This window comes from Archangium sp., assembly GCF_036389735.1.
In the GTDB taxonomy this organism is placed as follows: Bacteria; Myxococcota; Myxococcia; order Myxococcales; family Myxococcaceae; genus Archangium.
The window spans coordinates 1-13,809 of record NZ_DASVWK010001022.1 but is presented as its reverse complement, the minus strand read 5'-3'; the positions used below and the strand labels follow the sequence as shown (position 1 = coordinate 13,809).

2 protein-coding genes are annotated in these 13,809 nt (G+C 67.7%); both read right to left on the bottom strand.

From position 1 onward, the window contains the following. Positions 1-3,434 (bottom strand): hypothetical protein (locus VF794_RS36435; protein WP_331117742.1); only part of this gene is annotated, 3,434 nt, incomplete at its 3' end. 15 nt (positions 3,435-3,449) lie between these two features. After that, complete coding sequence (locus tag VF794_RS36430; RefSeq protein ID WP_331117741.1) at positions 3,450-13,712, bottom strand: hypothetical protein; 10,263 nt, start codon at positions 13,710-13,712, stop codon at positions 3,450-3,452. Positions 13,713-13,809 lie beyond the last annotated feature (97 nt).

Sequence of the window (13,809 nt, the reverse complement as noted above, 5' to 3'; positions counted from 1 at the left end):
GCTCCAAGGAGCTGGAACACCAGCCTGGCCCCATCGATCTCCAGCTTGTCTCGGCTGGGAGCAAGCGAGATCTGGCTCCACTCGATCCGCGGCGCGTCACCCGACTCACCGCCCGAGAATGCGAGCGGCCAATCGCACGAGGAGGACTCGGCCGAGACCGCGGAGAGCGCGAGCCGGCCCGAGGTTTCGTCCCAGTCGAAGGTGAGCCGGACGGCGTTGGTGAGCGCATCACTCTCCCCACCTCCCTCGATCGGGAGTTGGAGCCGGCCCACCAGTTCCACATGGCGGACCTCCTTCCCCACGAGCGTCGCCTTCTCGAGAGTGAGTGGATAGAAGTCGAGCCCGCAAATCGAGTAGCGGCCGGATGCCTCCGGCTCGAGCCGCCACTCCCAGCCATTCAGGTGGTTGAATCCGCGTGAACCTGCCTCGGGATCGTTCACATCCTCCGCGAGCGACGAACGTGTGCGAGCGCGGGAGAAACTCCCCCCGGACACAGGGAGATCCCGGAACCACAGCCGCCAGAGCACTTCGCTCCCGGCAGCCAGCCCAGGACCAATCCTGAGAGGCACCGCCGCGAGTAGCGAGGTGAGCTCGAAAGCCGCGGCCTCCTCGGTCAGGCGTACGGGAGTGCGGAGTACGTTCGGCTCCGTGGTGGTGGCCCCCCGCAGGAGGCCACGCTGATCTCGGAAGGTACCATCTCCCACCGAGTGGGCCGCCATGCTGCCCGCGACGAGCTCGTACGCATCAGGCGCGGGGGCTGGAGCGAGGTGCATGAGTCCGCCCGCCGCCTCGACAAAGACACCAGTGAGACCCTTCAGCGCGCCCTCGGCGTCGAGCGTCGTGCTCGCGGCGAGCGTATCGGCGCCGTTCGCGAGCGTGAGCGAGCCAGGGTAGGCCTCCGTTGCCACCGTCGCGGAGACGGGCCAGGCGAGCGGCTCCACGAGCGAACGGATCTCCGTACCACCCACGCCTGTCGCCGAAGCCGCCACGGCATCCGCAGCCGCGAGGCTCGCACGCTCCGAGAGCCTCCGGAAGTGCCCGGAGAGCGTATCGCGGGTGAGGGGCTTCGGAGGCGCCGGTCGCGGCGAGTCCGGTATCGGAGAGACCTCGCCCGTCTGGCGTGGGACCTTGGGCAGTTGCGCCAGCGCGTGCACCTCGTCGGCGTAGGGCAGATCGTGACGGTACTGCTGCGGCAGACCCGTTCCAGCATCGGCCGGAAGACCGGTCTTCCCCGCGGCGCGCGGGTCGAGGATAAGGCCAGGAAGCGACAGCGATGCGACGGGGAGATCGGCGAGCGCCGACCACTCACGCGCGGGGGCCGTGGTCTTCTGCACGAGAGGCCAGGCGGCTGCACCATTCCCCCCGGTCCGCCCGAACTCCCACCCCGAGGGCAGGAGCAATCCGGAGGATGCCTCCCTGGCAACGGGGAGCTCGAAAGGAGTGAGCTGGCGGCTGGCGCTCGGATGACTCGGTGGCGTGAGGCTCTGGGTGAGCGGCAGTGCCTGCACCATCGGCAGTGTCCGGTGCCGCCGCCAGAGGAGCGGTAGATGCCGGCTGAACGTGTCCTCGGGCAGGAGTTTCAGGCTCACCATCGTATTGAACAGCCCGGTATCCACTCCGAGAGCGAGCGACCACTGCCCCAGGAGCGCTGAAGGGTGGCTCCGCTGGGGCGTGCGCAGCTCAAAGACGAGCTGCGAGATGGAGGTCCTCACGAGCGGCGGCAGGAGATCGATGGTGGGGTCGACGGTCCGAAGCGAGAGGGGGGTGAGGCCGGAGACCCAGTTATCGAGCGTCGGGAGCGCATCCTCCGGAGTGGGCCGCCCCGTCGCGAGCCAGAGAACACCGTTGAGGGCAATCTCGGGACCAGAGAGCTGGAGGGAGATGCCATTCAGCCGCAGCGGCTGAGACTCGCTTGCCTGCACGAGCGTCCAGGTTCCGGAGAGACCATCCGCATCCAAGAGCGTGAGCGTCCATGGCTGCTCCCCCGCGAACTCCTCGAGCGTGCCGGGCTTGTCATTCCCATAGGCGACAGCGCCCGAAAGCAACGCCGTCGCGGAGGCAGGAGGCTGGGCCAGCTGGGCGTCCAGGTACATCTGCTCGGTCAGGTTGGGGATCGGAAGCTGCGCCCAACCGTCCTCGAGTGGCATGAAGGCCCAGAGGACCGGAGGCTCCACCGGTGTCGCGGCACTCCCCACGCCCCATTCGGGAGCCGGGAGATCCTGCGCGTCGCGCAGCAACCGTGGTGTCTCCACGGGATGGTATGCCGCCTCGATGCCAGAAAGCGTGAAGCGCTCGCGCCAGTTCTCCGAGACCAGGGACGCCTCGTAGGCAAGCTGTCCCGCCACGGCTCCGGAGCTGCCCGGACGCACCGCCTGGATGGAGAGCGTGACCTGCACGGGCTGGGTGGGGCTGGCCTGCGAGCGGGTGATCAGGACGTCATCCAGCACGGTCCGCGCCAGCGAGGTCGCGGGCCGGGCACGATCGAAGAGGGCCTGATCCGAGAAAACGAGGTTCAGCTCCTCACGCTCGAGGTGCAACGGCAGCGCGGTCGGCTGGGTCTGCCAGGGAGAGACGTGCCAGTACATCCTCGGGATGGCCCTCGGATTCGCAACCTCCAGTGTCACGCAGCGGGGAACGAATGGGTTCAGGGCGGCGATCGCCGGATTGCCCGGATCGATGCTGGTCGCCAGCCGACCCCAAGCGGCAGTGATGGCGCTCCGCTCCGCCGCGGTGAGGCGCTCTGTCTCAAGGGTAAGCCGGAAGGCACGCTGCGGTGTCCCCCCCAGGACTGGCACGGGATCCGGCACGATGCGAGCGAGCTGGTACGGCGCTGTGATGCGTGCCGTCTCCCACGGCAGCCGGCCCTGGCCGTAGATCGTGAGCCCGGTCGCATGTACCGAGAGCGCCCCCGGGATCGCCGAGGCACCGGGGCGGTCGCCGGGAGCCACCTCGAGCAGGTCGAGCGCCCGGTAGAGCGCGGGCCGGGAGGTCGTCTCACCTCTCAGCACGTCGAGAGCGATGTGACCCGCCAGGCAGGTGACCGTGCCCAGCCGCGATGGATCATCGTTCTTCCACTGAGCCGGATCAGCCTGCACGAGCAGCAGTGAGATCGTCCCATCGAGCACGAGTCGCTTGACATCCGCGATGGTGAGCGTCTCGGGCGGCGGCGCCGAGCCAGTCGCCCGGGTGAATGTGTACACGGGCGTGCCCGACGTGGTGGGCGTGATGCGCACCGTCCTCACCCAGCAGAGCACCACCATGGTGCCCGGCAGGAGCGCTTTGGAGGCCGTGTAGCTGCTCGTGGAGAGGTCGACGAACAGCTCGCGAAGGTTCCAGGTCCGTGTGGGGCTCGAGAAGCGAAGGAGATCGGCGTCTGCGGACCAGAACGGTCCTTTGATCTTGAACAGTGGCAGGGCAGGAAGCGTGCTCGGCATCGTCGTGTCCTCGCGTCAGATCGCCACGGTGGAGATGGGAATGAGTGCACTCGGTCGCGCGGTGCCCCGGCGAGTGCGGATCCGCAGCGCCCGACCGCGCATCCCGCTCTCTTGGGTCGCCTCGTACAGCCGCATCACCGCCCTCTGGTCGCTCGTGCGCGTGTAGAGCGACTGGAGCTCGGTGACCTCGGCCCGCGTCATGAGGCCGTGGTAGCGGAGCACCGCACGTCCAATGAGGAGCTTGCTCGCGAGTCCCCCGAGCGCGTCGGGCGACGGACGCACTGGAACCGTGAACGGCACGGCGACGACTTGGGTCTCGAGTTGCTGCAGGATCTGCTGGATTGCCGCCAGGAAGGGCGCATCTCCCTGGAGCTGCTGGAGATGCGTCCGCCAGTCCGGAGTATGGAGGCGGCCCGTCCAGCGGATTTCCGTAGTCGCGATCTCGAGCTGTCCGCCAAGCCAGGCGGGCAGTTCCTGCTGTCGCGGGCGTCTCGCCAACGGCGCCAGGGGGACGGACTGGTCCGCGTCGAGCCGGGTGCCCAGCACCGTGAGCGCATCCATGAAGGCATCGTCGCCGACGAGTGTGCCGAGGGCGGCACGCTCCGCATCGCTCGGTGCGGGAGCTGTCCACTGAACCGTGTCGGCCCCGATGAGGAGCCGCTCCCGCAGGAGGGCTGGCAGTTCGGCCTGAGCTGGCCGTGACACGAACGCCGGCAGCGGTACGGAGCCTTCGCCGCCCGCGTTGAGAGCGGCGAGGAGGTCGCGGATCGCCGTCGTGAACGCCCGGTCCCCCTTCAGACCCAGCAACGCCGCGCGTTGCGCCTCCGTGGGCATCGGCATCGTCCAGGCGAGACGTTCCGCGCCGATCTGGAGTTGCACCGCCAGGTCTGCCGGCAGGCTCCCCTGCGTTGGCCGCTCCACGACCGGGCCGAGTGGCACCGAGCGGGTCTCATCGAGCTGCGCCAGGAGCCTCGTTCGCGCATCGAGGAACGCGGTATCGCCAACCAGTGCGTTGAGGGCAGCACGTTGCGCATCCGTTGGGGCGGGTCCCTTCCAGCCGAGCTGAGCCGCACCCGGCTCGAGGCGGTTCTTCAGCGCGGGCGGGAGTTCCTCGGAGAGCGACCGAGGGGGCGTCACCGTCACCGCGTAGGTCTTCCTGTCCGCGGCCGTGATCAAGGCCGTGACCGCCGCCGAGAGTGCGCGCACCTGCGGCCACTTCGTGAGCGCCTCCGCGTCAGCGTCGGCGAGATTCCCCGTCCAGCGCAGCTCCGTGTACTGGCCCGCCACGGAGTCCACGGCCAGGGTCACGCGACTCCGCAGCGTGGTGGGAATCTGCTCGGGTCCGAGCGGCGCCACCACGGAGAAGACTCCGTCCCTGGTCCCCACGGCGGAGGAGAGCTTGTCGAGCGCGGCGACGAACTCCGCGTCTCCGGGGAGTGCCAGCAGGGCGCTCCGCTCCGCCTCGGACATGGTGCCTTCCCAGACGAGACTGACTCCCGTGGGCGTGGGGAGATCGAGCACCCCCATGAGGTGGGGCGGGATCGACGCGGGCGCCTCGGACACGGGCTCCTCGGAGTACCAGGAGTCATGGATCTGCTCGATGGTGCGCGCATCGGCCGGATCGAGGACCGCCAGGAGGTTGTCACGATCCGCGTGGGTCATGACGCCCACGAACGAGAAGAGCTTGCCCGAAAACGCGACCTTGCCTCGGGTCTCCTGGGCGATGCGCTGGCGGTCCACGTCTCCGTACACGCGGGACAGCTCCTGCTGGGTGATCTGCTGAACGAGAAGCGCCAGCGAGAACCGACCCGCCGCGTCCGCAGGGGCGGTGAGCGCACCGAGATCGGCCAGGAATCGGTTCCCGAGCTGCCGCCGGGTGAACTGCCCGGTCGCCTCATCGAAGAAGATCTCCGCCTGGACCTCGACGTTGCCCTGGAACAGTTCGACGAGCTGGTAGACGACGCCGAGATCCGGGAGCCAGGCCGGCTTGCGATGGATGCCATCCGGCGCCTCACTCGGCCACCGCTGCTGGGTGGTCTCCGAGAGCGAGTCCCAGAGCCGGCACAAAGGCACATGCAGGGTCCGGGACTGGACCGAGAGGGGCCCCGTGCTGGCACCACCGAACGGCGTCGGGGGCGTCCAGTCACCACGCACCGACTCCATCATCGCCTGTGGCTCCGGGGTGAGGTACTCGAAGTCGCGCTGGACGACCTCGTTGATGGGCGAGACGGTGCTCGCGGACTGGGCCACGAGCAGCAGCCGATGCTCGTAGTAGAACGGCAACCCCTCCCAGTGCAGAGCCATCGCGCCCTGCTGGAAGGAGCCGATCCGCGTGGGCAGATCGAGCGTCCGAGCGTCAGCGTCCGTCAGCGGCGCCGAGAGGTCGAGGTGCTCCGCGGTCGCCGGGTACTCGGATGGAGGCGCGGGGTAGCGCTCCTCGACGAGCTCCAGCTCGATGGATTGGGGCGGCGTGGTCGCCCCACCGAGCTGCTCGAGCCAGGATGGATAGGCGAAGGTGCGCAGCACCGTGTACGCCACCTGGCGGAACGCGAGCTGCCGGACCAGCGTCTGGTTGTGCTCGATGAGCGTCTGCTCCGGATGCTCCGCGACGATCACCTCCCAGGTCGGGCCTGGCGCGGCCGGGCTCGCCGGCACACTTGGAGGATCAAGCCGCGTCGAGGAGAGCACGAGCGGTTTGGCGACCGGGCGCGTACGCTCGAGGACCACGTCGAGCCCACCCGCGGCTGGAGCGGGCATGGGCTCCGGCAATCGGGGGGTGCCAGGGAAGAGCACCGTCGACTGACGGAGGCTCTGCCACAGGAGGTCGTACCTTCCATCGGGCCGCACGTAGTAGCGGTAGTTGTGCGCCCAGGGATCCTCGATCAGGTGATCGTATTTGAGGCGCCCGCTCGCATCGGGGGCCGCGTGCACCGGCGAGCCTGCGCGCGGGTACGCCGTCACCACCCAGGGCCCGTCGAGTGTCTCCTCGGTGCGGTTGGACGTGGGCTTGCCAACAGCGCCGTTCGCGTCGAAGAAGCGCTGCGACCAGGCCGCGAAGGCGGGAATGAGGGACTCGATTTCCTCCCTGGTTGTCGGGACGTGGATCTTCTGGTCATCCGGAACGGCCTGATCGGTGCTGGAGAGCGCCTCGGCATAGCTCCGGAACGCCTCCCATGCGGTCTTGGCGTTCCCTTCCGCCACGAAGTCCGTGGCGAGCGTGGTGGGGTTCACCGTGAAGTAGCTGGCGTGCTCGGCGGTGGCTCCGAAGGGCTCGAGCCGTACCGCGAGAATCAGGCTGACCAGTCCCGCGTTGGCCGTCCCCAGGAGGGTGACGAGCTGCTCTCGCTGCGCCGTGGTCGAATTCGCGAGCGGCGTCACGACCACCACCTGCGGTGCGGGTGTGGAGACGTACCGGAAGTACTCTCCGAACGCGGCCTCGAATGCAGCCGGATCGGCCAGCGGCTCTCGTAGCGGGACGCCCACCTCGGGCAGCGTCGCGGCGCGGAAGAGGAGCGCGGTGCGACCCCCGATTGGGAAACGGACGGTGCGTTTGATCGCGACCCCCTGCCCCGGCTCGGCCGCGAGTTCGCTCTGCCCACTCGCGGGACTGCCCTGATCGATCACGCTGCACGACCCGCCAGCGGCGATGTTCACCGTGAGGTCGATCGAGTCGCCAGGCCGTCCCTCGAGGGCGAGCCGCGCGTAGAAGCGCTGCTGGACCACCGCGGGACGAAGGCTGAGCTGCACGAGGGCCACGAGCGACTCGGGAGTGACACCCACCCGGTCGAGTTCGACCGCCCGCCCCGGCTGGAAGAGGAGCTCGACGTGCAGGTGCTGAGCGAGGTCCTGGAGGGTTCTACCGGCCGCATCCATGGCCTCCTGCACCGCCGCGAGCAGCGGCGCTCCAGCGAGGATGTCCCCCTTGTCGCTCGTACGGAGCCGGAACGCGACCGAAAGGCCGAAGCGTTGCAGGACGCCCCAGCCATAAGGATCGGCGGAGGGAGCGGTCGCCTTGAAGAACGCGGCGAGATCCCCCGGCTGCATGGCCGGGCTCGCCTGCAACTCGAGCCGGTAGGCCGTCAGCCCGGAGTCCTCCGTCGGGTTCGACAACAGCTCGAGAACCTTCTGGAGCGCTGGGTGGAAGGCCGTGTCACGCACCCCGGGCTCGCTGGTGAGTCCCGGCCAGCTGGGCCACCGGAGGAACGACTCGCGCCACGAGTACCAGGGAGAGAGTGAAATCTCCGAGCCCTCGGCTCGCTTCGAGGGTTCGCTACGACGTTGGGCAGTGCTCGGATACCAGGCCTCCCACTGCATCGGTGCGAGCGTGTCCCCCGGCGTCAGGAGCAGCTCGTCGGCTGGGATCATCTGCACGTCCTGGATCGGGCGCAGCACAGAGGCCAGCTTGTCGGCGGACCCGAACGTCTCCGTCGTGTGCGCGTCCACGTCCAACTCGAGGAGCTTGTATCCCGCGTTGAGATCGAGTGGATACGCCGCCGAGCCACTCGGCCCCTGGTTCCACCGGATCCGGATGCAACGGATACCCGCGGGATGCCGCAGGTGCTCCACATTTCCGAGCGTGGGATCGAAGCGCAGCGAGGAGAACACCGGCCTGCCATCCGTATCGAAGGCGAGCCGGGGCATCGGAACATGCGCGGGCCCGACCTTCCCCTGCTGATCCTCCGCGGGAAGGAGGGAGAACCGCATGGGGCGCGGCAGCCACTCCAGCTCCGCCGGGCGCCGCTCCTCGCGCTGCTCCGATAGCACGTCCGTGGGCTCGAGCGACGTCACCGTCGTCGGCTCCACGCGCAGCAGGAGTTGTACCGGCGCGAGCGCCGAGGGAACCCCATTCTGGGAGACCGTCTGGAAGAAGACGCGCCACGCCTCGGGCCGCCAGGCCGGGCTCGCGCCCGCGGACAGCACGCCAGCCTGTTGCAACTCGAACGGAGTGAGCTCGGCGAAACGTGCGTCGCTCGTGCCCTGCACCCCAAGCGGGATCTTGATGTCCGTGGGGAGTGGCCGTGCGTTGCTCGTCGGCAACGACTTCGCCGCCGGCCTCTGCGTGGAGCTGTCGAGGCCGTAGCTGCCCACCGGAAGGATCGGCTCCCTCCGGAACACGAGCTGGTAGGACGCGATGGGGATGGACGGTCCCCGCTGTGGAGCGGACGGCTCCGTCCACTCCACCCTGAGCCCCGCCGGTAGGATCAACGTCGGAGCCTCCGGAGGCGTGGCCGTCTCGGGCAGGAGGGTCTGCGAGTCCAGCCGGTAGCGGACGATGCACTCACCATCCACGGGCACCGCCGGAGGCTCGCTCGGGTAGCGCGTGGCCACGATCGAGAGCGGACGGCCGGCATTGCCCGCGAAGTCCACCGGCGTAATGGAGTAGAAGTAGCTCTTGCCGGATGCTGGCAGCGCGGCCAGGTCCTCCGCTGTCTCCTCCGAGAAGTGGTCCACGATCTGGAAGCGACGGCGAAGCTGCTTGAGCACCCCACCCGGCTCGCGGTGGAGCGTGTCGGCGCCCTTGACCGTGTAGACCACCTCACGGTCATTCCCATCGAGCGCACGCCGCCGGACGTGGTAGTGAATCAGGTGGTGCTCCGGATCGCGCTGGCCCGGCGTCGCCTCGGCGTGGGGTGCCTGCGGCCAGGTCAGGTCCCACGCGATCGCGATGGTGTTCGCGTCGGTGAGCTGCTGGACCTGCTCGAACCGGGGTGGGTTCGAGGCGAAGTCGGCGGAGCGGATGTTGAAGGTGCGGATCGGCTGCGCGTCCGAGGCCGACGGCGCGACCGCCTCGGGCCTCAGGCGCTGGGCCAGGGTCGGCCCTCCCGTGACGAGATCCTCGAGCCAGGCGGGCTGGCCCTGGACTCGGAACACGAGCCCCATCGCGAAGGCGATCGAGCCTTGAACGAGCTGTGGGTTGCTCTTGTCGGTGGCCGCCATGTAGTCGCGCAGGTCGCCGACCATGTCGTGCACGATGAGCCCGCGCAGCTCATGCGCCTGCTGGTGGCGCTGCAGCTCCTCCATGTCGGTGGGCTCCGTGGGCACCTCACCGCTCGCGTCATAGATGGTGGTGTCGTCCCGGTAGGCGCGCTCGAGGAGCTGCTCGTACTCGCTCGAGGGATCGCGCCGGAAGAAGGGAGAGCCGCGGAACTGCTCCATGGCGCCCCGCACCGCCGATTCGAAGGCACTGTCGGTCGGGTTGCGGACGCGCTCGTCCTCGACTTTCTGGGAGCCGGGCAGCGGCCTGGGATCGCCCAACAGCTCCACCACGGGCTCACCCCCCGCTGGATTCTCCGTCTCCTGGACGACGAAGGCATTGCGGAGGTACTCGCGCAGGACGAAGGGGCGCGGTCGCGTCTCGCCGGTGGGCTCGCCGTCATCGCCCAGGAGATGCTGCTCGCCCACGACGATGGGCTCCTCCCAACGGGTCTTCCAGCCGAACGAGACCGAGCCAGAGGTGCCAGGCGAGGCCCGGTTCACCCAGGCGCGCGTCATGGGGTCGTACTGCTCGAGCGTATAATTCTCACCCGCCGTCTTCGTGAGCTGCAGCAGGAAGTCAGCCTGTGGCGTCGAGCCCTCTGGCGGAGGGGCCGGCAGGAAGCCGGGCTCCTCGTCATAGCCCGAGCCGTCGGCACGCGGCCGCTCGCCCGCTGGCAGCAGGACGAAGTGGCTCCAGTCCGTCGCGGTCGCCCCCCGGATGACGAACAGGGTGTAGCCGGGAGCATGGAAGGTAAGCACCGTCTCTGTTGCCTCGGAGCGCCCTTCGGAGGGGGCCTCGGCCAGGGAGCGGCCAGGTCCGGCTGCCAGACGCCTGGATGCCGCCGGTGCCAGGCCCGTGACACCGGGGATGGACTCCACGTCGGTCGCCTCCAACCCTTGCTGGAGCACGTGCTGTGTGCGATCGAGCGCCTTCTGAACGGCGCTTTCATTGAGCCCGAACCGAACGCTCAACGCGAAGCGGCGTCCCATGACCGACACCGCGAGATGACCGCTGCCGCGAATCCCGACGCCGCTCGACGAGATGCCAAGCTCGAGTCCAGCGGTGAAGTCGAGCGTGAAGCTGAACCGAAACGTCTTCGTGATCTTGATGAAGCCAAGCTTGAGACGGATCCAGAACTCGATGGAGAAGCGAATCATCACCTCGAGACCAATTCCGGCATAGAGCGCCGAACTGCCGAGCGGGTCCTTGAGGCTGAGCAGGCCAATGTAGCGACCGCCGAAAGCGACGTTCGCGAGCGCGCTCACCCGCACACCCACGACGCCGAGACTGATGCCAGCGCTGATCTCCAGCTTGGCCCGGGCCAGGTAACTGATACCCGTCACCAGCTCTTCTCGCGAGACACGGAAGATGAACCCGCCGCGGTACTCCGCATCGAGCGGCCCGAGCTTGCCGCCCCAACGGAGCTGGTTCGGCCAGCCGAGCTCGGTGTGGAAGAGGCCCGGCTCGACGAGCATTGTCGCGGAGAACTGGCTCTTCGAAATGGCCTGCTGGACCATGTCGGGCATGGGCGGGTGGTTGCCAAACTGTCCACCCGGGTTGGACGCGACGTGGGCGAGGAAGCGCTTCTGGCGCGGCGAGAGGAGCATGAAGCCGGAGAAGAGTGGCTTCTCCCGCAGCCCCTTGTAGTCGGTGACGTAGTCGTAATAGTTCGCGAAGAGCCAACCGCGCGCCGCCATGAAGAAGGTCAGGTCACTGCGCAGGGCGAGGACCGTGTCGAAGAGGAACAGGCACGACAGGTTCTTCTCGGCCTTCTCGTCATAGCGGAGGGGCGATTTCTGCGAGGACGTCTGTGAGATCATCGCCCTCAACGCCATCGTCCAGCGGGGGTCCTGGCCCGCGGGTTCCAGGTCGATGGCCCAGCGGTCCCGTTTGGAGAGATCTCCCTGGGTGCGCGAGAGCACCTTCAACTCCTGGAGAAGCTTGCGAACGTCGTTCGCCTCATCGGCCGCGCGGATGCTGGCGAGCGTGTAGCGGTAGCCAAAGCCCAGCCCCACTTCCCGGATATAGAGCTGAACCACCGGGATCATGAAGCTCACCTTGCGCGCTTCGATGTAGACGAACCAGGCCCGTACCCACGGCGAGGAGTCGTCGCGCCGCACGCGCAGGAAGGCGAAGCTCGCGGCGAAGGTAGGCAGGCCCTGGATTTCCAGGGAGCCCTCCCCTGTGAAGCCCTTCTCGAGCGCGCCATCAACGAAGTCCACCACGCCGTTCATCCGGAAGGCGGCGCCGAGGTTGAGGTGGACAGGGAGGTTCGCGAAGTGGATCCGCGGAACGATGCTGCCCGTCTTCGGCAGCCCGATGTAGAGCTTGTGGTAGTCCGTACGCGAGTCGGGCGTATCACCCGCTCCCTGGGCGAACTTGAGCTGCCCGGTCACGAGCATGGCGCCGTCGCCGTCGAACACCTCCGCCTGCGGCACGAACCCGATGCCGCGCAACTCCATCTCGAATGCGCCCAGGAAGTTGAAGGACAAGGGCTTGGGAAGTTCCACGAGGAAGCTCACGTGCTTGGAAAGCACACGGGCATCCCCGGTGAGCGGGCACTCCACCAGATCGACCTTGATCTTGCCCAGGAGCGCGAGAGCGCCGTCCTTGTCGTCCCCCGACCGCAGGGTGTACTGCGCACTGCCGGTCAGGGTGAAGTAGAGGTGGAACTTCCCCTCGTAGACGAACTTGAGCCCGATGGAGTCGATGGAGAACTGGAAGCGCGTCCCCTTGCAGTCGAGGATCTTCGAGCCCTTGAGTCGCGCCGCACCCGAGACCAGCGTCAGCTTTCCATCGCGCTGAGCCATCTGCAGGGCGATCTCCGCGGTGGCATCTCCGACCAGCGCCGGGGGAAGCGGGCCGGCGCCCATCAGGGTGAAGTCGGTGATGCGGTTCTCCTTGATGACGAGCTGGCTGCCGGCGAAGCGGAAGCGTGTGTCGATACCGTTCAGCTTCGCGGGACGGTCGATGACCGTGGCGGTCAGGGAGAGTCCATTGGGTGCGAGGCTGAAATCGGCAATCGAAAAGCCAATCGCATCCTCCGAGATCTGGGTGTATTCAATCTCGAATACCGCGCCCGGCGCCTGTTGGACGCGGTAGTTGTAATCCCTCGTCGCCAGCGTGAAGAAGTGGTACCGCGTGACGGTGCTGCCTCCGGAGCGCAGCTCGACCGGCTTGCCTCGCAATCGCCAGCGAAGTCCCAGGTGCTCCTCCGCGGGCTCCAGCGTCTCCTGCTCCGCGATGATGTCCAACCCGAAGTCGTGCGGCACCCGGAAGGCGAAGGACTCCCAGTTGAACTCGAGCGGGATCATCGACAGCAGTTCGATGCTCCCGATGCGGACGGTGAGTCCCAGCTCGACGCGGATCTGCTGCTCCGCGAGCTGGATCTCCACGCGGGTACGACTCGGGTCGATCTTCAGGAACTGCGACTCCGCGCCACTGCCGCCCTTGAGGAACGGCAGCGTCTGCGGAACGTTCACGTTGAAGGTCACCGCCCAATCGCTCGCCTGGAGCGACCTCGTGTTGTAGGGCGTGGGCTGTAGCAGCGTGTCGACCTTCGAGAAGTCGAAGGGCGAGAGAGGGGCGGAAATCTGCCGGAAGAACTTCGGCAGCTTTCCACTGCCAAAGTCCCAGTCGATGAGGGCGAGGCTCACCCGCTTGTTGGGTTTGGCGGTCAGCCGCAAGAGCGGCTGGTCCGAGCCTTCACCATTGATCTCCCGGTCCCCGTCGCGCTCCCAGGCGAAGTCGCTCAGGGCCTCGAGCTCGGAAGCGGCACCGTCGAAGGTGAGGGCCAGAGCCGCGTGCGAGAGATCAGGCTCGCCCGCGCCGAGGAGAAGACTGAGTTGCACGTTGTCCGGTGTGACGATCTTGAAGCCGGGCAACCCATAGGTCCGCTTCGCTCCGGAGATGGCCCAGTCGAGCCGGACCTCGGGACCGGGATCGTTGAAGAGCACCCGTAGGGTGAAGTCCGACTCCACGGGCGGCATCGCGTCCGAGAGACCGGACAGGAACCGGGAGAGCCATCGATTGACGTTGCGCTCCCGCCAGTTCAAGGCGAGGCAGTTGCCACTCAGGTAGAGGTGCTGGAGATCGATCGGGAGTGGCTTCCCAACGGAATCACCCTGATCGATGGTCACCTCGACCGTGGGCATGGTCCAGTCGACCTCCAGCCCCGCCAGGCCAGACCTGCTGCTGTCATAGGTGACGCGGACACCGGCGTTCTGGAGCCGGATGGAGACGGGGCCGACCTTGACGGTGGCATCCGCGTACACGGCGCCGCTGTACTCGCCCGCGGCCATGGGACCCTGCAGGTTGATCCGCTCGATGGTGACCGGACCGATCTGCCCTCCCCTGAATTCGAACCCTCGATTCGGGCTCCACCGGAGATCCACATTG

Excerpts from the sequence above, each read along its gene's own strand:
- VF794_RS36430 (WP_331117741.1), bottom strand. The coding sequence starts at position 13,712 with ATGGCCGCGGGCGAGTACAGCGGCGCCGTGTACGCGGATGCCACCGTC.